The following is a 23,477-nucleotide window of genomic DNA, read 5'->3' as shown; positions in this document are numbered from 1 at the left end:
TTGACCTCAAGTGTCCAACACACAATACAACTTCAAAGATTACATCCGGGTAATTCCTGATTTCCCGCAACCAGGTATCCGTTTCAAAGATATTACGACGCTTCTGAAAGACGGAGGAGCATATCGTGCTGCGATTGAAGAGATGCGAGTTGCTGTTCAAGATATGAAAATTGACGTCATTGCAGGACCAGAAGCTCGCGGCTTCGTAGTAGGCGCACCGCTGGCGATTGCGCTAGGCGTAGGTTTTGCTCCGATTCGCAAAAGCGGCAAGCTGCCGGGCGAGACGATTACAGCAAGCTACGACTTGGAGTATGGACAGGATAAACTGGCTATGCACAAGGATGCAATCACACCGGGGCAACGCGTACTCATTGCTGACGATCTGCTTGCAACAGGCGGAACGATCGCAACATCGATCAATTTGATTGAGCAGCTTGGCGGTGAAGTAGTAGGCGCAGCTTTTCTAATTGAGCTTGCATACTTAACTGGCCGTGAGAAGCTTAAAGGAATCGATGTATTCTCACTAATGACTTACTCATAATTCAAGCAGCAAGATTGCTCTATAAAATGACCGCCTATCTCCCTTATTCGCATTTTGCGAGAAGGCCAGGCGGTTTTATTTTATTGCTGGAGGTCTCTGGTAGTTGACGCGGTACTGTGATTACAGGCATAATATTATAAAAACTCGGAAAACGCATGAATGGGATCCGCCAGGAGTGTAATCAGAAAGGGACGTTTCATGGGCATTGAGCATTTACTCGAGAAGGCATCCGCCTATATGAAAGAGCAGGACCTTATACGCATCCAGGAAGCCTATGACTTTGCGGAGCAAGCCCATCACGGACAAGTACGGAAATCGGGAGAGCCATATATTCTGCACCCCGTAGCGGTGGCGGATATTCTTGTTGATATGCAAATGGACGTGCTGTCCATTATCGCAGCATTGCTCCATGATGTCGTTGAGGATACAACTGTTGATTTGCAGACGGTGCGTGCGAAATTTGGCGAAACCTGTGCGATGCTGGTAGACGGTCTAACGAAGCTCGAAAAAATTCAATTTCGTTCTAAAGAAGAGCAGCAAAACGAAAACTATCGTAAAATGTTTGTCGCCATGGCTCAGGACATTCGCGTCATTTTAATAAAATTGGCTGACCGGCTTCATAACATGCGCACGCTGAAGTTCCAATCGGAAGAAGCACAGCGTCGTATCGCTTATGAAACGTTGGAAATATTTTGTCCGATTGCTCATCGCCTCGGGATTTCAGCTATCAAATGGGAAATGGAAGATATTGCTCTTCGTTATTTGAACCCGCAGCAATATTACCGTATCGCTAATCTCATGAAGAAGAAGCGTGCGGAACGCGAGCAGTTTATTGACGATGTCATCTCGCGGATTACCGAGAAGCTCGAAGAAATGGGTATTGAAGGTGATATTTCTGGTCGCCCTAAGCATTTGTACAGCATTTACAAAAAAATGACCGATCGCAACAAGCAGTTTACAGAGATTTATGATCTGCTTGCTATTCGTATAATCGTTGATAATATTAAGGACTGCTATGCTACGCTCGGAATTATTCATACGCTCTGGAAACCGATGCCTGGTCGCTTTAAGGACTATATCGCGATGCCGAAGGCGAATATGTATCAATCGCTGCATACGACCGTTATAGGGCCAAATGGAGAGCCTACAGAGGTACAAATTCGTACTTGGGAAATGCATCGCACCTCAGAATACGGAATTGCGGCACATTGGGCTTACAAAGAGGGTTCGCTAGTACCAGGCGGCAACTTTGAAGATAAAATGTCATGGTTCCGAGAAATCTTAGAGCTTCAGCATGAAGCGCGCGATGCGTCGGAGTTTATGGAGTCGCTTAAAATGGACTTCTTTGCCGATCTCGTATTTGTATTTACGCCTAGCGGTGAAGTCATTGAACTGCCAGCTGGTTCTGTACCGCTTGATTTCGCCTACCGGATTCATACCGAAGTGGGCAATCGAACGATTGGCGCGAAGCTGAACGGTCGAATTGTGCCGCTTGACCATAAGCTCAAAACCGGGGATATCGTTGAAATATTAACGTCGAAGCATTCTTATGGACCAAGTCAAGACTGGGTGAAAATTGCGCAGTCCTCACACGCTAGAAGCAAAATTCGGCAATGGTTCAAGAAAGAGCGTCGCGAAGAAAATGTAGCAAAAGGCAAGGATCTGCTTGAGCGTGAGCTGAAGCGTTTAGGACTTGAGCCTTCCGCATGGCTGCAGGAAGATAAGCTGCAGGAGGCTGCCGCGAAGTTCGCATTTAACGATATTGAGGATATGATGTCCGCAATCGGCTTTGGCGGAATTACGGCTGCACAAATTTGCACGAAACTTACCGAGAAGATGCGCAGAGAGGCCGAACTGGCAAGCCAGATTGAGCTTACAAGCGAAATCAAGGAAATAAAATCGCCGGGCAATCGCAAATCACGTCCGAATCAAGGCGTGACTGTGAAGGGCATCGACAATTTGCTCGTTCGTTTTGCACGCTGCTGCAATCCTGTTCCGGGAGATGCCATTATTGGTTACATTACTCGCGGTCGCGGCGTTTCAGTCCACCGAATGGATTGTTTGAACATACCTTTTGGCGATCAGGGCGAAGAGGGCGAACGCGTAATAGAGGTAGAGTGGGAAGATAATATCGATGCCAATTACAGCGTCGATATCGAAATAACCGGACACGATCGCAGAGGCCTTCTGAATGAAGTGCTGCAGGCTGTATCCGAAAGCAAGACGAATATTTCAGCTGTAACCGGACGTTCTGTAAAAAACAAAATGTCGCATATTCATATGACGGTGCTTATCCGCAATGTCGAGCACCTTACTTCGGTCGTTGAGAAGATCAAACGAGTGCAGGATATTTATTCTGTTCAACGGATTATGCAATAATCGTTTTGCTCTTGCCGGATTGAGATCAAAACGAATATCGGAGGTTTTTAAGCAGTGAAGGTTGTCGTTCAACGCAGTAAACAAGCAAAGGTAGTCATTGAGGGTGAAACAGTAGGTTCAATTGACTCGGGGCTTGTGCTTCTTGTAGGCATGACGCATGAGGACACAGAAGCGGATGTCAAATGGATGGCTGATAAGGTAGCTAACCTGCGTATTTTTGAGGATGAGTCAGGCAAAATGAATCATTCTATTTCAGATGTTGGCGGGCAGCTGCTTTCGGTCTCACAGTTTACACTGTATGGAGACTGCCGGAAAGGCAGACGCCCTAACTTCATGGCAGCCGCCAGACCCGAACAAGCAGAGCAGCTGTATGATTTATTTAATGAGACGCTTCGTTCCACCGGATTGGTCGTGGAAACGGGGCGCTTTGGTGCGATGATGGACGTGGAGCTAGTGAATTCCGGGCCTATAACGTTAATTTTGGATAGCCGTATTTAACTAAGGCAACGCGGGAAACAATATAGTGTAGGCTGTGCACGCATCATAAGAAGCTTGTACAAGCAGTATGCCATATTGGAGGTAAACCGCGAATGCACCAATCACGCAAGGAACAAGGGATGGAACGAGCATCTCGCAGACTGCTTCATTCCGATCGCAGAGAAGCTAAAATTTTTGCAGAGCTTGAGGAAGATATGGAAGCAGCGGAGGAGTGGGCGGGTTTCCCGCAGCACCCGCGCCGCGATAATTTGGGTCAACTATAGCATAAGTATACCGCCGCCCAAGCCGAGAGCTGGGGCGGTTATCTTTTGAAATAAACTATTGGAGAAAAGGACATCTACACAATGCCTCCATTAAAACGCTTTCGAAATTGTAATATTACTGTAATCAATCTCTAACTTTTTTTTAATATCATTGACCTATAATAGAACTCGACCCCCTTTTTAAAATATATTTTACTTTTGGACCTACAAATACGTTTTGTAGGTTTTTTTCTGCCTATTTTAAACAGGATGGCGTTGCTTGGGCAGTTCGATCTTGACTTTAATCTTAGTCAGAGGTAAAATTAGTCCTCAGTATAGATATGGATTCGTTGATGGGACAAAGTAATTCTACGCCTTATATTCAGAGAGGGACGTCACTTGGCTGCAAGCGTCCTTATATTGGCAGAATGAACAGACTTCCCGGAGAACAGACGGTGAACGGCAGGGTGGCAGCAAGCTATTAGGCTTGCAGCTAACGCACAGTAGCTGGACTGCGGATGACGGACGTTAACCGTCTTTGAGCGAGCCGAACGCATAGGATGCAGGCTCGAAATGTGGGTGGTACCACGGGAGATTCACTCTCGTCCCTTATGGCGCAAGCTATTAGGAACGGGAGTTTTTTGCGTTTTCCGAAATTTAACCCGTTTATTATGAGGGCAGGAGGGGTTATTCAATGGCATTTCAGAAAATGCCGGGCACACAGGATATTTTGCCTGGCGCGGTAGAGAGATGGCAGTATGTGGAGCAGAAGGCTCGGGATATTTGTCAGCGTTATAATTTCCGGGAAATTCGTACGCCGATATTTGAATCCACTGAGCTGTTTCAACGGGGCGTCGGTGAAACGACCGACATCGTTGAGAAAGAAATGTATACCTTCACAGACCGCGGCAATCGCAGTCTGACGCTTCGTCCGGAAGGAACCGCAGGCGTTGTAAGGTCTTACGTAGAGAACAAGCTGTACGGCGAGCCAGACGTGTCTAAATTGTATTATATCGGTCCGATGTTCCGTTATGAGCGGCCACAGGCAGGCCGTTATCGCCAGCTGCATCAATTTGGCGTTGAGGCTATCGGTTCGGTTGATCCTGCTATAGATGCAGAAGTCATTGCACTTGGCTATACCTTTTATACAGAGGTGGGTCTAAAAGGCGTACGAGTTGAAATTAATTCCGTCGGAACACCGGCTGTACGCGCGGTGTTCCGCGAGCGTCTGCTTGCTTTCTTAGAGCCTAAGCGTGAGCTGCTCTGCAAGGATTGCCAATCACGGATGGATCGCAATCCGCTGCGCGTGCTTGATTGCAAGGTCGATCAAGAGCATTTTACGGATGCGCCGTCTATTTTGGACAGCCTGGACGAGGAATGCCAAATTCACTTTGATAAAGTAAAAATGTATTTGAGTGACATGGGCATTCCTTATGAAATCAATCATCGCCTCGTTCGCGGACTCGACTACTATACCCATACAGCCTTCGAATATAAGGCAGAGGGTATCGGTACGATCGATACTGTCGGCGGCGGCGGTCGCTATAATGGCCTAGTATCAGAAATCGGCGGTCCTGAACAGCCGGGTGTCGGTCTTGGCTTAGGTCTTGAAAGAACGATTTTGCTGCTTCAGCATCAAGAAACAGAATTGCCGGTTTTTAATCAAATCGATGTGTATGTGGTTGCGCTTGGCGAAGCTGCAGAGCGTGAGGTAACTAAGCTCGTTTACCAGCTAAGACAGCAAGGCATACGTGCAGAGCGCGATTATCTTGGTCGTAAAATGAAGGCGCAAATGAAGTCGGCAGACCGTCTTCAAGCCCGTTTTACCGCTATACTAGGCGACGATGAGCTTGAGCGCGGCGAGATTTCCTTGAAAGACATGACAAAAGGCGAACAGCGTGTTGTTGAACTGGATAAGCTCGCTGAAGAAATTAGTAGTTCGTTTGCTACACAAAAATAAATCTAACTAAACGAGGAGAATGAACACAATGTTGTTAAAAACACATCACTGCGGCCGCTTAACGAAAGCGGACGTTGGTCAATCAGTTATTCTAAACGGCTGGGTACAACGTCGCCGCGATCTTGGCGGTGTCCTATTTATCGATCTTCGCGACCGTTCTGGTATTGTACAAACGGTATTCAACCCAGATTTCTCTGGTGACGCACTAGCGATCGCTGACCGTGCTCGTAATGAGTTCGTCCTTGCCATTCAAGGAACAGTAGTGGAGCGCGATGCTGAAACTTACAACGCTAACCTTGCTACCGGTGAAATTGAAGTTCGTGTTACAAAAATTGAAGTGTTGAACGCTGCCAAAACGCCTCCATTCCCAATTGAGGATGGCGTAGAAGTAGACGAGTCGCTTCGCTTGAAATATCGTTACCTTGACCTGCGTCGTCCAGAAATGCAAAAAACGTTGTTGCTTCGTTCGAAAGCTGCAAAGGTTTTCCGCGATTTCCTAGACGGAGAAGGCTTTATCGACGTAGAAACACCAATTTTAACGAAAAGCACGCCTGAAGGCGCGCGTGATTACTTGGTGCCAAGCCGTGTGCATGAAGGTGAGTTTTTTGCATTGCCGCAATCGCCGCAAATCTTTAAGCAGCTTCTAATGGTTGGCGGTATTGAACGCTACTACCAAATCGCTCGCTGCTTCCGCGATGAGGATCTTCGTGCAGACCGTCAACCGGAATTCACGCAAGTCGACATCGAGACTTCTTTCCTTTCACAAGATCAATTGCTTGCTATGATGGAAGAGCTGACAGCTAAACTTTTGAAAGAAACAGTTGGCGTAGAGCTTGAGCTTCCGTTCCAACGCATCACTTATGCAGATGCAATGAACAAATACGGCTCCGACAAACCGGACCTTCGTTTTGACCTAGAAATTAAAGATATTACCGATATCGTTTCAACTAGCGATGTAAAAGTATTCGCAAGCGTTGCAGCAGGCGGCGGCGTTGTTAAAGCGTTGAACGCTAAGGGCTGTGCAAGCTGGAGCCGCAAAGAGCTTGATGACTTGCAGCCGTTCGCTGCTCGTTATGGCGGTAAAGGGCTAGCTTGGATCACCGTGAAGGATGGCGAATGGCGCGGGCCGATCGTTAAGTTCCTTAAACCGGAAGAGATTGCTTCGCTAACTGAGCGTCTGCAAGTTGAAGATGGCGATTTGCTAACTTTCTCTGCAGATAAGAAAAAAGTGGTTTGTGATGTACTCGGCAACCTGCGCTCTAAGCTTGGTAAAGACCTCGGCCTGATTGACGAATCGAAATTCAAGTTTGCTTGGGTTGTTGACTTCCCATTGCTTGGCTGGGATGAGGATGCGAAGCGTTATGTTGCTGAACACCACCCGTTCACACGTCCAAATGAAGACGACCTTCATTTCTTCGATACTGATCCAGGCCAAATTCGCGCACAAGCATACGATCTAGTTCTGAACGGTTATGAAGTTGGCGGCGGCTCTATGCGTATTTACAAGCGTGAGGTACAAGAACAAATGTTCAAAGCGCTTGGCTTTAATGCGGAAGAAGCACAAGAAAAATTCGGCTTCTTGCTGGATGCATTTGAATATGGAACGCCTCCACACGGCGGTATTGCTTTTGGTTTCGACCGTCTGGTGATGCTGCTTACAGGCCGCACGAATTTGCGTGAGACGATTGCATTCCCAAAAACGGCAAGCGCAACAGATCTTCTCTGCGATGCGCCGTCCGAGGTCGAGCTTTCGCAGCTTGAGCAATTGCATATCCGTACAGTTCTTAAACCGAAGCAACCAGTTGCAGCGGCAGCAGCAAATGCAGCAACAGAAACTAGCGAAAAATAAGCAATCAATACGAAGGAGGCGGCGGCCGGATGCTTCACCAATTTTCACGAACAGAGCTGGCTATTGGGCCAGAGGGGCTAGCGCTAATGAAGGGGAGCACGGTTGCCGTGCTCGGCATCGGAGGCGTTGGCGGCATTGCAGCTGAGGCGCTTGCACGCACCGGAGTTGGACGTATTATACTCGTTGACAAGGACGTTGTAGATATTACGAACGTTAATCGTCAGATTCATGCGCTCACAACGACAGTGGGGCAAGTAAAATCAGAGCTTATGCGCGATCGGATTAAGCTGATTAATCCTGAATGTGATGTCATTGCCCTGCGTATGTTTTATACGGAAGAAACGTTTGAACAGTTTTTCGAGTACCCGCTTGATTATGTTGTTGATGCGTCCGATACGATTTCGTATAAGATTCATTTGATCAAGCAATGTCTCGAGAGAAAAATTCCGATAATTTCTAGTATGGGCGCAGCGAACAAGATGGACCCGACGAAATTTCAGGTTGTCGATATTTCGCAGACGCATACCGATCCCCTAGCAAGGGTTATCCGTACTAAACTTCGTAAGGAAGGCATCAAACGCGGCGTTAAGGTTGTATTCTCAACGGAGCTGCCAATGAAGCCTCGCGAGGATGTTACAAAAAAAATCGTTCCCGAGAATGCGCCTGACATTCGCAAAGCTAAGCAGCCTCCGGCCAGCAATGCATTTGTTCCGCCGGTAGCGGGTCTGATCATGGTTAGTGTTGTCGTGAAGGATTTGCTTGCTGCCGGCGGCATTGAGGTATGAACGAAGCGCTTGTCAAAAAGCTGCGATTGATGCCGGATATGAAGGCGCTTGTCCTAAGGCCGCCTTCCGAGCATTACTTGGAGGAGCTTGGATTACAAGCAGCTTCAGCAGCTATTGATGCAGATTTGCAATACGACTTTGTGCTTTTATTTGTTAACAGCTTAGCTGAGCTTGCGGAGCATGCACCAGCAGCTATCCAGGCAGTTACAGTTAAGCCTGATGGTTTGTTATGGATCACGTATCCCAAGGGCTCGTCTAAGGTGAAGACGGACATCAACCGAGACACGGGCTGGAAGCTGATGCTGACATTTCATGTTGAAGGCGTCGCTATGATATCGATGGATGACACATGGTCATCTATGCGTTATCGTCCAGAAGGTGCTGCGCAAAAGAGTAAAGCTAGGCGAACATCCTCAGCAGCCGTTTCCAGCACATCATCTACTGGGTCGGCTGAAGAGCTTCCTTTTCCAGATGATCTAGCAGCTGCTTTACAGGCATCTAGTACAGCAGCAGCCTTTTTCGAAGGCAGCCTGACCGCTGCAAAGCGACGTGATTTCGTAAAGTGGATTACGGATGCGAAGCGGGAAGAAACACGCATGAAACGAGTAGCAGCAACTATCGATAAGCTGGAGCGAGGTTTAAAATCTCCATTCGATAATTAACCAATAAATAAATAGCCGTTTCTAGAGAAAGCGATTTTGCTTTTTCTGAGAATCGGCTATTTTTTTATATACCAGCCATCCCATATTCCACGATATAAACGTTGATGAGATCAGAACTCCGTGTAAATCTGGCGAACAAATGTGCTTGTATGCTATGATCGGAGTAACAGATGGCAGAAGGTTGGGGAGCAGAATGGATTTATTTTCATATCAAGAGGAAGAAGCGCCTCGCGCCAGGCTGCTTGCAGATCGCATGCGGCCGCAGACATTAGACGAATATATCGGGCAAGAGCATATAGTAGGAACGGGTAAGCTGCTGCGGCGGGCTATTGAAGGCGATCAGGTGTCGTCAATTTTGTTGTATGGTCCGCCGGGCTGCGGTAAAACGACGCTTGCACATATTATATCCTTGCGGACAGCAGGCGAGTTCGTGAAGCTGAATGCGGTAGATGCGTCGGTAAAGGATGTACGTGAGGTTATCGAGCTGGCTCGCACCAACAAAGCGATGTACGGCAAGAAGACGACCCTTTTTCTTGATGAGGTGCATCGCTTTAATACAGCTAGGCAGGATGCGCTGCTTCCTGCTGTCGAGCAGGGCATTATTATATTTATAGGGGCGACAACAGAAAATCCATTTCATCATGTGAATGGCGCTCTATTGTCACGTTCAACTTTGTTTCAGCTCGAAGCGCTTGGCGAGGAGCACGCCTATGAGGCGATGATAAGAGCACTAGCCGATCGTGAGCGGGGTTTAGGCTTTATGGACTTGCAAGTAGATGAGGACGCGCTGCGGCATATCGCTGCAATGGCTGGCGGAGACATCCGAAGGGCGCTTAATGCGCTTGAGCTGGCTGCGGTGACAACGCCGTCTGAGATGGATGGTTCTGTCCGGTTGACGCTTGAGGTGGCTCAAGAGTCCATAAGGAAGCCGTCCATTCGCGCAGATCTATCTACACAATATGATGTGCTGTCGGCGTTTCACAAAAGTGTAAGAGGTTCAAGCGACGCAGCGTTATTTTGGTTTTTATATGCTGTGGAGAAGCTGGGCATGGACCCGATGACGTTTATCCGCAGGCTGATTGTCGCATGCAGCGAAGATATTGGACTTGCTAATCCGCAAGCGATGATTCAAGCGGTTACAGCGATGGATGCCTATCATAAGATAGGCTGGCCTGAAGCGAAATATAACATCTCACAAGCGATTCTGTTCGCGGTAGAGAGTCCCAAGTCGAATGCTACTGCCATTGCAATCGGCAATGCAGAGGCGGCAATCGAGCGAGCAGGCGGTGCAGAGGTACCGCTGCATTTGCGCGATACCCACTACAAAGGGGCGCAGCAGCTTGGCCACGAGGGGTATCAATATCCGCATGATTTTCCGAACCATTATGTAAAGCAGCAATATTTGCCGAATACGCTTGGGGGAATGACCTTTTATAAGGCTACCGAGCAAGGGATGGAAGATAAAATAAGGCAAAATCAGCAAAAACGCCATGGTAAATGATAATTTACTTAATAAAAAAACTCCTGCTAATTTGATGGAGGAAAGCTCATTCCTAAGCTTACCTCCATATTAGCAGGAGTTTTTCTTCTATTAAGCAATCGCAAACATCAGGCCGAAATAGCCGAATACCACTGTCAAAATACCCATTACAAAAGCTGGCATAAGATTATTTACGCGATACATCCAAAGCAGACCGACCGCCATTAGTGCAGCTGCCGCAAGCATGAGGAGGCACTCCATGTTCAGCGTGAATTTCAAGCTGATGTCAGGGCTGAAGTTTCCTTTGTAAATTGAAGTGAATAATGGAGAAGGTGATTCCGATTGCAGTGTCTCCTTCACCTTATGCGGTGGTGCTTGCTGACCAAGCACACCTGTTGCTGCAAGCACGAGCAAAGCAATGAAGCTTTCTGCTTTTAGCCAGCGCCTTGGATTGAAATTCGGATTAGTTTTTGCTATTTTTTTGTATCCGAAGCCATTTGAGAAAGCAAACAGCAGTAGAGGCAAAATCAGTAGATGTTTAATCAGCAGCATCTGACCGTAGGGAAGCATCCATGAGTTTACATATTCTGGAGTTGTGAATGACATAAGCGTAATGCCGGCAAGAAGCGTTACAAAAACAGAAACTATGGCTACTGGCGAAAACCAACGCAGAAATGCATTCCAATTGGCATCATCTTTGGAAAACCAACTGATCACAAACAAAATGCCGATCCATACGCTGACTGCGAGAAAATGAGCAGAATGTGTAATTAAACCTTTAAATCCATACAAGGATGAAGCATGTCCTGCATAACCCAGCCACACAATTAGCAAAAAGGTAACAAACAAAGCTACCTTAGGCATATGCTTATCGCCCCGGAATGCTTTAAGCCCTAGTAGAAAAGCGAGTCCAGCTGATCCGATGGTTGTCCAAACCCACGCTTTGCCTGTATTAACATCGAGCAGGATGCTCTTTAGAATAGCGCCGTAGCTCATGTCAAAATCTTTGGCAAATACGATAGCAAGCTTATGAATAGGAACGTAGGATAAGAACGGTATTGCTACTGCGCATGCGAGCAGCAGGCCATGCGGTACATGAACGGAAGGCCTTCTGTCCTCCGGTACAAGCCGCAATAGAAAGGTGCCCGTTAAAATGGCGAAGCAAATGTATAGAAGGCCTTCGCTGATATAGATCATTATTTGCGCCTCCGCATGAATAAGAGAACTGCTGCTACGATAATGACACCGATAACGACATAAGGAGTATAGTTTGTCCCAGCATCATTAGTTGTAGCTTCACTGCTTCCTCCGTCAGTATTGGTGCTAGCATCAGGTGAAGGAGTAGGAGCCGTTGTCTCTGCTGGTGCTTCAGTAGCTGTTGCTGTTGGTTCTTCGCTTGGTTGTTCAGTAACAACAGGTGCTTCTACAGTAAACGAATAATCGCCTTCCACCGAATGACCATCCGCTCCGATAATGACCCACTTTACTGTATAAATGCCATTAGGCAAAGCAGCAGGAACTGATCCGGTCATCGTCATGCCGTCAACCTCGACCTTTTCTTTTTCCATTTCCTCGCCGGCAGCATTTAATATTTTAAAATTACTAAGCTTTTCGATCTTTGTGTTAAATGTCATCTCTATACGCTCTGGTGAGGCAGCGACCGTCGCATCTCGCGCAGGCACCGCGCTTTCTAGTTTGGAATGGGCCATCGCTACGCCCGGAACGAGCCATAGAGCGGCAAGAAAAATAAGCAATATTCGTTTCATTTTTAAACCTCCTACATATTTTTACAACGAGCCTACTTGGTAAGCTCATTGCATTATAACAGATTCCAATTCGCTGTTGCGCCAAATAAAATGATCAATTCATTGCGGCTTAGTGAACATTTGTTGAAGATCGTTTGATGCTTCCTATAAAAAACGCTTAGAAAGACTGGAAATCTGCGTATAAGTGCTAGCCTATGGCGAATAGACATAATTACAGTCTTGAGAGCGGTATGGCTCGCAAGCTTTACCGTTTGACGCGGCGGTTTGTCATCTAGGAGAAATCTCACACTACACAAAGATTGCCGTATCTTTGTTCCAAAAGGAGGTGCACCTGTCATCGCATCCCGTTTCATTTCTTGCGGAGGACAGGAATCCAGTGATTGACCCATTACCGACCAGCTTGTCTCTGCTGCTTATTTTTGTTTTTATCATGATGAACAGTTTTTTTGTTGCTGCCGAGTTTGCAATGGTGAAGGTAAGAGGAAGCCGCTTAGATACAACGATCGCTGATGGTGATTCGAGAGCGAAGCTTGCCTTTCATATGACAGGCAATTTAGATGCTTATTTGTCTGCGTGCCAGCTTGGCATAACGCTTGCTTCGCTTGGCCTTGGATGGGTTGGCGGTCCAGCTATTGCAAATGTGATCAAGCCTGCTATGGCTTTCATCGGCATTCGCAGTGAATGGTTTGTTCATACCTTTTCATTTTTGCTTGCCTTTGTTCTCATTACGATGCTGCAAATAGTACTTGGAGAGCTGGCGCCAAAAACGATTGCAATTCGCAAAGCTGAATCCATTACTCGCTTGACAGCATTGCCGCTCGTTTGTTTTTATAAGCTTATGTTTCCCTTTATTTGGTTATTTAACGGGGTAGCCAATTTGCTTCTTAGAAAAATTGGAATTGAGCCTGTGACCGAGAAGGATTCGGCACACACGGAGGATGAAATTCGGATTTTGATGAAGGAGAGCCACAAAAACGGTTTAATAGATAATATGGAGCTAACGCTTGTTGATAACATTTTTGATTTTGCCGAGACGAATGCGCGTGAAATTATGATTCCTCGAACAGAAATGATATGCCTGAATACAAGCTGCACTATAGCCGACAATAAAAAAATTGCGCTGGAGCAAATGCTGACGCGTTATCCGGTTTGTGAGAATGACAAGGACAATATCATTGGGTTCGTGCATATCAAGGATTTACTGAAGGACACGATGCACAATCTGCAGGATATAAGGCAAATTACGAGACCAATTACGACAGTACCCGAATCGATGCAAATTAGTACACTGCTGAAGCTGATGCAAAAACGAAAGTCGCAAATTGCTATTTTGATTGACGAGTACGGCGGCACTTCCGGCTTAGTGACGCTGGAGGATATTATGGAGGAAATCGTCGGCGAGATTCAAGATGAATTTGACGAGGAACGAGAGCCTCTTGAGAAAAAAGACGACAACACCTACTCCATTAGCGGTCTCATGCTGATAGAGGAAGTTAACAGCTTCTTCAATCTCGATATCGAAACGGATGATTATGATACAATCGGGGGCTGGATGTATTCCAAAATAAACATACCTCCTGTCAACAATCAGCGTGTCGATCACGCTGGAGAATATGAATTCATTATCGAAGAGACGGATCATCTTCGGATCTCCAGGCTTCTGATTCGAAAGATTGGCGAGAGAAAAAAAGGACAGAACGGCCAATATTTTGGCTGAACATAAACGTTTTGATCAAAAAAAAGCTGCCTAATGCATCAATAGCGGATGCTTCAGGCAGCTTTTCGTGTTGTTAGGCTTGCTTTGCAAAATCAGCAGCAGGATCGACTTTCTTAACTTTATCGATCGTGCCTCCGCCAAGGCAAACGTTGCCGTCGTAGAACACGACAGCTTGTCCAGGTGTAATGGCTTTCTGAGGCTTGTCAAACACGATATGCGCGTTTCCATCTTCGCCAATCGTTACGCTGACGCCTTGATCGGGCTGGCGATAACGGAATTTGGCGGTGCAGCGAATGGTATCTCCGCTTTTTGCTGGTAGAATCCAGTTCATGCCGGTTGCCGTCAAGCTCTCTGAGTATAGGCTGGCATGCTGCTCTCCCTGTACAACATAAAGAATGTTTTTCTCCAAATCCTTGTCCGCTACGAACCAAGGCTCTCCGGAACCTGATCCGCCAATGCCAAGTCCTTGGCGCTGGCCGAGCGTGTAATACATCAGCCCGTCGTGACGCCCTTTTTTCTCGCCGTTTCTAATATCAATCATATCGCCGGCTTGAGCGGGAAGATAGCCGCTAAGGAAGGTTTTGAAATTGCGCTCCCCAATGAAGCAAACGCCTGTGCTGTCTTTTTTCTTAGCGGTATAAAGGCCAGCTTCTTCAGCAATACGGCGTACCTCGGGCTTCGGCAGATGCCCAATTGGGAACATCGCTTTAGCCAGCTGCTTCTGATTAAGGGCGCTAAGGAAGTACGTCTGATCTTTATTTGAATCGACTCCGCGAATGAGCTTCGTTGTGCCATCCTCGGTACGTTCTACTTGGGCATAATGGCCTGTTGCCAAATAATCCGCTCCAAGCTCCAAGGCGCGCTGCAGGAAGTCGCCAAATTTAATCTCGCGGTTGCACATAACGTCTGGGTTAGGCGTACGTCCGCGCTTGTACTCATCTAGAAAGTAAGTGAATACCTTGTCAAAATATTGCCGTTCAAAATTCACGGTATAGTAGGGAATGCCAATTTGTTCACATACGCGGCGTACATCTTCAGAATCTTCTTCCGCCGTGCAATGACCGAATTCATCGGTATCATCCCAGTTTTTCATAAAAATGCCGACAACGTCATACCCTTGCTGCTTTAGCAGCAGTGCAGTGACGGAGGAATCGACGCCGCCTGACATCCCGACGACAACTCTTGTCGAAGCTTTTGATTTTTCCATCGTAAACACCACCTTGCTTGAATCAAACATTTATTATTGTAACATAGGCTGCAAACTTTTTCATGAAGATGTCAACCTTTTTTGCACACTCCGCCCGCTCGATATGTTAACATATAAGTGAAATGGGAATACAGAGAATTAACAACCAAAGCGGAAGACACAATCATAAATCAATACTAAAAACAATAAAAGAGGTGCCACTTTGAAAATATCGACGAAAGGCCGTTACGGCTTAACTATTATGATGGAGCTTGCGGCTAAATTTGGTGAAGGCCCGACTTCGCTCAAGAGCATCGCTGAACGAAATCAGCTTTCCGAGCACTATTTGGAGCAATTAGTAGCACCCCTTAGAAATGCTGGTCTTGTGAAAAGTATTCGCGGAGCTTATGGCGGCTATATTTTATCGAAGGATCCGGAAACGATTACGTCTGGGGATATTATTCGAATTCTTGAAGGCCCGATTTCGCCTGTAGACTTTACAGAAGAAGACGATCCGGCTAAACGTCAGCTTTGGCTGCGCATTAGAGACAGTATTGCAGAAGTATTAGATTCGACTACGCTTGCAGATCTAATTAATTTCGAAGATGCTGGCAAACCTGATAGCTATATGTTCTATATTTAAGGAAGCCGACCTATGACAAATCATTATTTTGATCATGCCGCCACTACACCTATGCATCCGAAAGTCATCCAAGCGATGCTTGAGGTAATGCAAGGCTCCGGCGGCAATTCGTCTAGTATGCATGCTTTTGGAAGAGCGGCCAAGCATCAGTTAAATCGATCACGAGATCTCATTTCAGCAGCAATAGGCTGCAAGCCGGGACAATTATTATTTACCTCAGGTGGAACGGAAAGCGATAATGCCGCTCTAATTGGGGCTGCTAGAGCACAGCGTAAACGAGGCAAATCACATATTATAACTTCAGCGGGCGAACATCACGCTGTTCTTCATACATGCGAATGGCTGGTTAAAGAAGAAGGTTTCTCCCTAACCGTACTGCCTATTGATAGCTTTGGACGAACATCACCAGAGCTTGTTCAAGAAGCCATGACCCCAGAAACAGGCCTTATTAGCATCATGCATGGAAATAACGAGGTTGGAACGATTCAGCCGATTGAAGAAATAGGGCGCATAGCTAGAGCTGGCGGTGCTGTTTTTCATGTGGATGCTGTTCAAGCTTTGGGCTCAATCGAGTATAGGCTCAATGAGCTGCCAGTCGATCTTATGAGCTTCTCCGCCCATAAGATTAATGGTCCTCAAGGTGTTGGCGCACTTTATGTGGCTAACGGTACGCCGATTGACGCTCTTCAGCATGGTGGATCTCAAGAGAGAAAGAGGCGTGCAGGAACAGAAAATATTGCGGGGATCGTCGGGTTTGCTGCCGCAGTTGACATTTGTGTGAACGAGCGAGAAAATAAGCAACTTTTTATGGACGAGCTTCGTAAGAGATGGATAGAACTTCTTCACAACCATGTTGAAGTGCCTATCGTTATAAATGGCTCGGAGCAGCACTATTTACCGCATATCGTAAATATCAGCTTTATTGGTGTCGATACCGAAACGATGCTCATGAATTTGGATATGGAAGGTATCGCAGCAGCAAGCGGTTCTGCTTGTACCTCCGGCGCGCTTGAACGCTCACATGTACTTCGAGCAATGCAATTGCCCGAGGAACAAATTAATTCTGCAGTAAGATTTAGCTTTGGTTTGGGGAATACTTTGGAGGAATTAGAAGATGCCGCACAAAAAGTTGGAACAATCGTGAGGCGTATTCGTAATAACTACTAGGAGGACTCCAGCTAAGCGTGATCAAACTTCAACGGCTTATTGGACTACCCGTAATCGTTATCCATTCCGGCAAACTTGTTGGAACTGTCAAGGACGCCTGGTTCGATGAGCATTGGCAGCTGAAAGGGCTAATACTCGATTGTCCCAAGTGGTTTGCTTCCTCCGTAAAAATAGTGGAGTGGACTCACGTGATATCTTGCGGGGAGGACACCGTTATTATAGCAAGTGAAGCAGCGATCGTTCGGATGAAGTCGAAGCAATTGCTACGTTCTTATGACACAGGATTAGTAAAATTAAAGGATCTGCCCGTCGTAACTGTACAAGGTATTCAACTTGGCAGAGTGTCGGATGTTTATTTTTACCCAAAAGAGGGTACACAAATAATAGGCTACGAGCTTACGGACGGTTTTGTTTCGGATCTGATGGAAGGGCGCAGATGGCTGAAGGCGCCGAGTGATCCGGATAGCGTATTACTCGGGGAAGACGCGATTATTGTTCCTGCTGTCAGTGAAGCGGAATTGGAGCCTGTCGCAGCTTCCAATTTCAGAGAATAGGGAGAAATGAAAGATGATGAGATGTCCGAATTGTAATTCGAAAGATATCGGAAAGATCGGTTCCCACCAGTTTTATTGCTGGGGCTGCTTCATTGAACTGACGGTTAACGGCGACAAAATGTCGGTTTACCAAGTGGAAGAGGATGGCACGTTAAGCTCACTCGACGACTTGTTCTTTGAGGAAGAAATTACACAAGTTCACGTCAACTGACGTGCGTTGCTATAAACTTGAATATCAAAAGACGGTCTTCGGCCGTCTTTTTTTTGCTGTTATAGGATGATTTAGGGCGCTTGTACATATACTGAACTAGTTCGGCTTGTCTTGCTAAGAGCGAAGCGGATAAAGAAAGTTCGGGGGTGAGGACGGTGGAGCGCTTTACGAAGAACCGTCTATTTGTCTGGCTGGTTTACATCATTTTGGGTCTGCTTGCGATTTATCTTATGCTGCTTATAAAGCCGCTTATTGTGAACGTATATGTGTTTGTAAAAGCCGTTTTTGCTCCATTTATAATCGCGATGATAATTTCTTATGTGCTGAATCCGATCGTTACGATGCTGCATGACCGAAAGGTTCCTAGGACGATTGCCGTGCTGCTCATATATGCAGTGTTTTGTGCAGTCATTACGGTGATTCTCGTTAACTTGATTCCAATGTTCATCGAGCAAGTACAGGAAATCAATCGTCATGTGCCTGAGCTTTCCATGCGGGCTCAAAATATCGTCACGGACATTAACAACACTTCTTTTTTACCGGAGAGCATTCGAAGCGGGCTTAATAAGTCACTTTTGCATATGGAAAAAAAGCTGTCGGAGAGTTTGTTCAATTTTGTTAACAATATTGGGTCCATGTTAAATGCAGTGTTTATCGCGTTTATTATTCCGTTTCTCGCCTTCTATATATTAAAGGATTTTGATGTGTTTGAAAGAACGGTCATTACGTATGTACCCAAATCACATCGCAAAAACACGGTCAGGCTGCTTAAAGATATCGATACGGCACTCGGCAGCTATATTCGCGGACAGTTTTTGGTTTGTATTATCGTTGGCGTGCTTGCTTATTTCGGATACCTGTTGATCGGCATGCCTTATGCGCTGCTCCTTGCCGGCATCGTTGCGATAACGAATGTCATTCCGTATCTCGGTCCTTTTTTTGGAGCAGCACCTGCAATACTAATGGCATCTACGGTTTCCATTAAGATGGTCATCCTTGTCGCGATTATCAACACCCTGTGCCAAATACTCGAAGGTAACGTAATCTCTCCACAAGTAGTTGGCCGTACGCTCCATATGCATCCCTTGTCGATCATTTTTGCATTGCTGGTGGGAGGGGAGATTGCAGGCATTGTTGGCATGATTTTGGCTGTTCCTATTTTTGCAGCCTGCAAAGTGATCATTCAGCATATGTTCGCCTACTACGTGCGAAGAAAGATTATTTGACAGGCGGATAGGCTGTGGCTATAATTTTAAAATAATCAAGTGTCAATTATAAGGGAATAAATCGTTGATGAAATGAAGTAAGCCAATGCCCGTTAGCCAGAGAGAAAGCTTCTTCGCATTTGCTTTTCGATAAGCAGTCGCGTCGGTTGAGAGAGCTTTTATAACGAAGAGTGGCCGAAAGCTATTTTCGGAGTGTGAATGAACTTCACCGGTTGGACCCGTTAATGTCTAATGAAGGCGATTGCTCTAGCTGTTTGCAGCGAGGCAATAACCAGGGTGGTACCGCGATTCTATTCGTCCCTGTCAATGACAGGGGCTTTTTTTGTGTTTTATCATTTGAAGGGGGCTCAACCTAATGAAAGCTAGTGAAATTCGTGCAAAATGGCTTGCATTTTTTGAAAGCAAAGGCCACAAAATTGAACCAAGTGCATCGCTTGTACCGCATAATGACCCGTCCTTGCTATGGATTAATGCAGGTATGGCGCCGCTAAAGGCTTATTTTGACGGACGCATCGTTCCAGAAAACCCGCGTATTACGAATTCACAGAAGTGCATTCGTACGAATGATATCGAAAACGTAGGCAAAACCCGCCGCCATCATACGTTTTTCGAGATGCTGGGCAATTTCTCGATCGGTGATTACTTCAAGGAAGAAGCTATTACTTGGGCATGGGAGTTTCTGACTGAGCCAAAATGGATTGGTTTTGATCCTAATCGCTTGTCGGTAACGGTATATCCAGAAGATGTAGAAGCATTCGAGTTCTGGAATACGAAAATTGGCCTTCCTGCTGAACGGATTTATAAGCTGGAAGAAAATTTTTGGGATATTGGCGAGGGCCCTTGCGGACCTTGTACAGAAATATTCTATGACCGCGGCGACAAATATGGCGATCTTTCGGACCCAGAATGCTGGCCGGGCGGTGAGAACGAGCGTTTCCTAGAAGTTTGGAACGTTGTATTCTCACAATTCAATCACAATAAAGACGGCAGCTACACGCCGCTTCCAATCAAAAACATCGATACAGGCGCAGGACTTGAGCGTTTTGCTTCTATATTGCAGGATGTGGATTCGAACTTTGATACGGATTTATTCCGTCCAATTATCGACCGCACTTGTGAAATTGCGAAAGTAAGCTACAAAGTGAATGAAGAGCATGATGTTGCGCTTAAAGTTATTGCCGATCATATTCGTACAGTAGCGTTCGCAGTAGGTGATGGCGTAATGCCTTCTAACGAAGGCCGTGGCTACATCATTCGCCGTTTGCTTCGCAGAGCTGTTCGTTACGGAAAAACAATCGGAATCGACCGTCCGTTTTTGCATGAGCTGACTTCAATTGTTGGCGAGGTTATGGGCGTTTATTATCCAGAGGTTGTTGAAAAGCGTGAATTTATCGAGCGGGTTATCCGTACGGAAGAAGAGCGTTTCCATGAGACATTGTCCGATGGTCTAGCTATGCTGTCTGATCTGGTAGCTGCTGGTACGAAAGCTGGCCAAAAAGAGATTAATGGCGATGATGCATTCCGCTTGTATGATACTTACGGCTTTCCTTTCGATTTGACGGAGGACTTTGCTTCAGAAAATGGAATGACGGTAGATCGTGCTGGATTCGACGCAGCGATGGAAGCACAGCGCGACCGTGCCCGCGCAGCTCGCCAAGATACTGGAAGCATGAAGGTTCAAGGCGGACCGCTCGGCGATTTCACGGTTAAAAGTGAGTTTGTTGGCTATAATGAACTGGTAACTGAGTCCAAAATCATTGCCATCGTTCATGAGGATCTATTGGTTGAATCGGCTCCAGAAGGCAGCAAAGTCGTTGTGATATTGGATCGCACACCTTTCTATGCAGAAAGCGGCGGACAAATCGGAGATACAGGAACGATTACGGGCAAAGGCTTTACGCTGCAGGTTGAAGAAGTAACCAAAGCACCGCACGGTCAAAGCGTCCATCATGCTGTTGTTACCTCAGGTACTGCTCGTATAGGTGAAGCAGTAGAGGCGAGCGTTGCTAGAGCTGTACGCGATGACATTATTAAAAACCATACGGCAACGCATTTGCTTCATAAAGCGCTCAAAGAAGTGCTTGGTGATCATGTCAATCAAGCGGGCTCTTCGGTAGAGGCTGAACGCCTGCGCTTCGACTTCTCGCACTTTGGCAGTATAACTGCTGAAGAGCTAGTAACGATTGAACGCCGCGTCAATGAGCAAATTTGGCTCGGAACTCCGGTTTCCATCGAAACGAAATCATTGAATGAAGCTAAAGCGATGGGCGCGATGGCGTTGTTCGGCGAGAAATACGGCGATGAGGTTCGTGTGGTTCAAGTTGGCAGCTATAGCTTGGAGCTATGCGGAGGCTGTCATGTAAGCAATACATCGCAAATCGGATTGTTCAAGCTGTTAAGCGAGAGCGGTATTGGGTCGGGTGTTCGAAGAATTGAAGCCGTTACGGGTAAACATGCGTATAACTATTTAGATGGTCAGCTTGACCTGCTTAAGCAATCGGCTGCACTTCTGAAATCAAATGCAAATGATGTGCCAAAACGGATTGAAGCATTGTTTGGTCAAGTGAAGGAATTCTCTCGCGAGAATGAATCCCTTCAAGCAAGGCTGAGCCGGATCGAAGCAGGATCACTTGAGCAAAACGCGAAAATAGTGAATGGCATCACTGTCCTTTGCGCAAAAGTGAATGCTCCTTCAATGGACGCGCTTCGCGGCATTGTTGATGAATTGAAGCTGAAGCTGGAGTCAAGTGTTATCGTGCTTGGTGCGATTTCGGATGACAAAGTGAACCTTGCAGCTGCAGTTTCTGCAGATTTAATTAAAAAAGGTTTCCATGCAGGCAAAATTGTAAAAGAAGCTGCAATTCATTGCGGCGGCAGCGGCGGCGGACGCCCAGATATGGCGCAAGCAGGCGGAAAAGACACAACGAAGTTGGATGAAGCGTTGAAACTTACAGAAGAACTAGTTCTTAATCAAACAAATGTGATATGATATGAGTGTATATCTCATTGAAATGCGGTTTGGAAAGCGAGGTGCTGGCGATGAGTTCCATGGACAAAACAATGAAATTTAACGTGAAGGCGGAGGGGGTTGAATCTTCTCAAGACATTCTGCTATCCGTGCATGAAGCGCTTCTAGAGAAAGAGTATAATCCGATTAACCAGATCGTTGGGTATTTGCTGTCCGGAGATCCCGCGTATATTCCGCGGCATAACAACGCCAGGAGTTTAATTCGCAAGAAGGAACGAGACGAATTAATCGAAGAGCTTGTCCGGTTTTATCTAAACCATAAGAAACAACAAGCGTAAACGGCTAAAGCCCCCTTAGGAGGCTTAGCTATCGTTTCGCAGAGAAATATAAGCAGTTTATAAGCAGATAAACTTATAAATTCTTATATTTTAACTAATGAGGCAGGAGCCGGACAAGACATGAGATTGATGGGACTTGATTACGGTGACCGCAACATAGGAGTTGCTGTCAGCGACGCTTTTCGTTGGACCGCGCAAGGAACTGGTGTTATTGAACGAAGGCGAGACCATAGTGAGTTTGACCGCATTGCCGATCTGGTTAAGGAGCATGAGGTTAGTGAAATTGTTGTTGGTCTTCCAAAAAACATGAATGGCACCATCGGTCCACGTGGAGAAATTTGTATAGAATTCGCAGAACAGATTAAGCAGAAACTAAACATACCTGTTCACCTTTGGGACGAAAGGCTGACAACGGTAGCTGCCGAACGAACGCTTATTGAAGCGGACGTCAGCCGGAAGAAGCGAAAGCTCGTAATAGACAAAATGGCGGCAACGCTTATTTTGCAAAATTATCTCGATTCTAAAGCGAAAAGGTGAGGGTAAACATGACAAATGAAGAGTTGGAATTCGAAGAGCCGGAAATTATTTATATCCCGGATGAAGAAGGAAACGAAGAGGAATTCGAAGTCATCATGAAATTTGAAGTTGATGGTTCCGATCAGAAATATATGATGGTAGTTCCGCTTCATGGAGAAAATGACGAGGAAGATGAAGTATATGCTTTCCGTTATGAAGAAGAAGGCGATGACCTGAAGCTGTATACCATTGAAGATGAAGAAGAATGGAATATGGTTGAGGAAACGTTCAACACTCTCCTTGGTGAGATGGAGGAAGAAAATTAATGTCCGGCACAGAGCATGAAGCACCTAAGAAGCTGAATACGCTACGAGCGGCATTCGGCAATGAAATTGAGCTTGAAGCAGATGACGGCAGCGTAGAGGTATACGATATTAAAGCTGAGTTTCAGCTAGGGGATCGCATTTATGCAGCCCTGCAATCGGATCCGATGCGTGGCGAGGATGATGTTGAGCTATTCCGCGTCATTCAAGTCGATGGTGAACCGCAGCTGGAAAACATCGAAAACGATGAAGAGTGGGAAGCTGCATCAGAAGCGTACGATGATTTATTGTTTGCTACTGACGAGCGTCCATAAAACGTCGTGTAATGTATATGCATCTAACGAGAGAGCGGCCAATAACCGCTCTTTTGTTCCATGTTTAGCGTTAATTACTCAAACATGCGGTAGTAATTCTCTTCATTAACCTGTTTAACAGCATTTTCAGCTGAGCCACCATAGGATGGTCT

24 protein-coding genes are annotated in these 23,477 nt (G+C 46.2%); 20 read left to right on the top strand and 4 right to left on the bottom strand.

Annotation, left to right across the window (positions count from 1 at the left end; all coding sequences use genetic code 11):
- The first annotated feature begins 10 nt into the window (after window positions 1-10).
- The 9 genes from AB4Z45_RS26640 (at window position 11) to AB4Z45_RS26600 (ending at window position 10,417) form a co-directional block, all read left to right on the top strand.
- Window positions 11-541: an adenine phosphoribosyltransferase gene (locus AB4Z45_RS26640; protein WP_076270828.1), complete on the top strand. Its 531-nt coding sequence runs from the start codon at window positions 11-13 to the stop codon at window positions 539-541.
- 198 nt (window positions 542-739) lie between these two features.
- On the top strand, window positions 740-2,920 hold the full coding sequence (locus AB4Z45_RS26635; protein WP_076270827.1) for a RelA/SpoT family protein: 2,181 nt from the start codon (window positions 740-742) through the stop codon (window positions 2,918-2,920).
- 54 nt (window positions 2,921-2,974) lie between these two features.
- Window positions 2,975-3,418: a D-aminoacyl-tRNA deacylase gene (gene dtd / locus AB4Z45_RS26630; protein WP_076270826.1), complete on the top strand. Its 444-nt coding sequence runs from the start codon at window positions 2,975-2,977 to the stop codon at window positions 3,416-3,418.
- A gap of 92 nt (window positions 3,419-3,510) precedes the next feature.
- Entirely contained in the window at window positions 3,511-3,681 is a 171-nt protein-coding gene (locus tag AB4Z45_RS26625; protein WP_441912580.1) for a hypothetical protein, read from the top strand.
- A 673-nt stretch (window positions 3,682-4,354) separates the two neighbouring features.
- Complete coding sequence (gene hisS / locus AB4Z45_RS26620) at window positions 4,355-5,620, top strand: histidine--tRNA ligase (RefSeq protein WP_441912579.1); 1,266 nt, start codon at window positions 4,355-4,357, stop codon at window positions 5,618-5,620.
- Window positions 5,621-5,648: 28 nt separating this feature from the next.
- Window positions 5,649-7,469 (top strand): aspartate--tRNA ligase, encoded by a 1,821-nt coding sequence (gene aspS, locus AB4Z45_RS26615; RefSeq protein ID WP_076270824.1) that lies wholly within the window; start codon window positions 5,649-5,651, stop codon window positions 7,467-7,469.
- Window positions 7,470-7,498: 29 nt separating this feature from the next.
- Window positions 7,499-8,254, top strand: a complete 756-nt coding sequence (locus AB4Z45_RS26610; RefSeq protein WP_430057769.1) for a tRNA threonylcarbamoyladenosine dehydratase — start codon at window positions 7,499-7,501, stop codon at window positions 8,252-8,254.
- On the top strand, window positions 8,251-8,916 hold the full coding sequence (locus AB4Z45_RS26605; protein WP_441912578.1) for a YdeI/OmpD-associated family protein: 666 nt from the start codon (window positions 8,251-8,253) through the stop codon (window positions 8,914-8,916). Before AB4Z45_RS26610 ends, AB4Z45_RS26605 begins: the two co-directional genes overlap by 4 nt.
- Window positions 8,917-9,109: 193 nt before the next feature.
- Window positions 9,110-10,417 (top strand): replication-associated recombination protein A, encoded by a 1,308-nt coding sequence (locus tag AB4Z45_RS26600; protein WP_441912577.1) that lies wholly within the window; start codon window positions 9,110-9,112, stop codon window positions 10,415-10,417.
- Between the two features lie 90 nt (window positions 10,418-10,507).
- Here AB4Z45_RS26600 and AB4Z45_RS26595 read toward each other — a convergent pair whose 3' ends face one another.
- From AB4Z45_RS26595 to AB4Z45_RS26585, 3 genes are read right to left on the bottom strand one after another with little or no spacing between them, the layout of a single operon-like run.
- A complete protein-coding gene (locus AB4Z45_RS26595) occupies window positions 10,508-11,593 on the bottom strand; it encodes a copper resistance D family protein (RefSeq protein ID WP_441912576.1) in 1,086 nt (361 codons plus the stop codon).
- Entirely contained in the window at window positions 11,593-12,162 is a 570-nt protein-coding gene (locus AB4Z45_RS26590; RefSeq protein ID WP_441912575.1) for a copper resistance protein CopC, read from the bottom strand. The genes AB4Z45_RS26595 and AB4Z45_RS26590 overlap by 1 nt, the downstream gene beginning before the upstream one ends.
- 53 nt (window positions 12,163-12,215) lie before the next feature.
- Window positions 12,216-12,551 carry a hypothetical protein gene (locus AB4Z45_RS26585; protein ID WP_441912574.1) on the bottom strand — a complete coding sequence of 112 codons (336 nt, stop codon included), beginning with the start codon at window positions 12,549-12,551 and terminating at the stop codon, window positions 12,216-12,218.
- On the opposite strand from AB4Z45_RS26585, the gene AB4Z45_RS26580 reads away from it, so the two are divergent.
- On the top strand, window positions 12,539-13,879 hold the full coding sequence (locus tag AB4Z45_RS26580; protein WP_441912573.1) for a hemolysin family protein: 1,341 nt from the start codon (window positions 12,539-12,541) through the stop codon (window positions 13,877-13,879). The genes AB4Z45_RS26585 and AB4Z45_RS26580 overlap by 13 nt on opposite strands.
- Before the next feature lie 73 nt (window positions 13,880-13,952).
- On the opposite strand, the gene mnmA is transcribed toward AB4Z45_RS26580, so the two are convergent.
- A complete protein-coding gene (mnmA, locus tag AB4Z45_RS26575; RefSeq protein WP_441912572.1) occupies window positions 13,953-15,086 on the bottom strand; it encodes a tRNA 2-thiouridine(34) synthase MnmA in 1,134 nt (377 codons plus the stop codon).
- Window positions 15,087-15,288: 202 nt separating this feature from the next.
- Here mnmA and cymR point away from each other — a divergent pair, with 202 nt between their 5' ends.
- From cymR to AB4Z45_RS26525, 10 genes are all read left to right on the top strand, one after another.
- Window positions 15,289-15,708, top strand: coding sequence for a cysteine metabolism transcriptional regulator CymR (cymR, locus tag AB4Z45_RS26570; protein WP_054027272.1), 420 nt, complete (start codon window positions 15,289-15,291; stop codon window positions 15,706-15,708).
- A 12-nt stretch (window positions 15,709-15,720) separates the two neighbouring features.
- Window positions 15,721-16,875, top strand: coding sequence for a cysteine desulfurase family protein (locus AB4Z45_RS26565; RefSeq protein WP_441912571.1), 1,155 nt, complete (start codon window positions 15,721-15,723; stop codon window positions 16,873-16,875).
- A gap of 17 nt (window positions 16,876-16,892) precedes the next feature.
- Entirely contained in the window at window positions 16,893-17,429 is a 537-nt protein-coding gene (locus tag AB4Z45_RS26560; RefSeq protein WP_441912570.1) for a PRC-barrel domain-containing protein, read from the top strand.
- 13 nt (window positions 17,430-17,442) lie between these two features.
- The gene (locus AB4Z45_RS26555; protein ID WP_054027275.1) at window positions 17,443-17,640 is read left to right on the top strand and encodes a hypothetical protein; all 198 of its coding nucleotides are present in this window, start codon (window positions 17,443-17,445) and stop codon (window positions 17,638-17,640) included.
- Window positions 17,641-17,795: 155 nt separating this feature from the next.
- The gene (locus AB4Z45_RS26550; protein ID WP_076270816.1) at window positions 17,796-18,866 is read left to right on the top strand and encodes an AI-2E family transporter; all 1,071 of its coding nucleotides are present in this window, start codon (window positions 17,796-17,798) and stop codon (window positions 18,864-18,866) included.
- Window positions 18,867-19,221: 355 nt separating this feature from the next.
- Complete coding sequence (alaS, locus tag AB4Z45_RS26545) at window positions 19,222-21,855, top strand: alanine--tRNA ligase (RefSeq protein ID WP_441912569.1); 2,634 nt, start codon at window positions 19,222-19,224, stop codon at window positions 21,853-21,855.
- A gap of 50 nt (window positions 21,856-21,905) precedes the next feature.
- Window positions 21,906-22,172, top strand: a complete 267-nt coding sequence (locus AB4Z45_RS26540) for an IreB family regulatory phosphoprotein (protein WP_076270873.1) — start codon at window positions 21,906-21,908, stop codon at window positions 22,170-22,172.
- A gap of 120 nt (window positions 22,173-22,292) precedes the next feature.
- Window positions 22,293-22,709: a Holliday junction resolvase RuvX gene (ruvX, locus tag AB4Z45_RS26535; RefSeq protein WP_076270814.1), complete on the top strand. Its 417-nt coding sequence runs from the start codon at window positions 22,293-22,295 to the stop codon at window positions 22,707-22,709.
- 8 nt (window positions 22,710-22,717) lie between these two features.
- Complete coding sequence (locus AB4Z45_RS26530; RefSeq protein ID WP_076270813.1) at window positions 22,718-23,014, top strand: DUF1292 domain-containing protein; 297 nt, start codon at window positions 22,718-22,720, stop codon at window positions 23,012-23,014.
- Window positions 23,014-23,325: a DUF1292 domain-containing protein gene (locus AB4Z45_RS26525; RefSeq protein ID WP_054027280.1), complete on the top strand. Its 312-nt coding sequence runs from the start codon at window positions 23,014-23,016 to the stop codon at window positions 23,323-23,325. The genes AB4Z45_RS26530 and AB4Z45_RS26525 overlap by 1 nt, the downstream gene beginning before the upstream one ends.
- Window positions 23,326-23,477 lie beyond the last annotated feature (152 nt).

The sequence above is a fragment of the Paenibacillus sp. MCAF9 genome, from assembly GCF_052114265.1.
In the GTDB taxonomy this organism is placed as follows: Bacteria; Bacillota; Bacilli; order Paenibacillales; family Paenibacillaceae; genus Pristimantibacillus.
The sequence above is the reverse complement of the archived record's forward strand: the minus strand, read 5'-3'. Positions and strand labels throughout refer to the sequence as shown.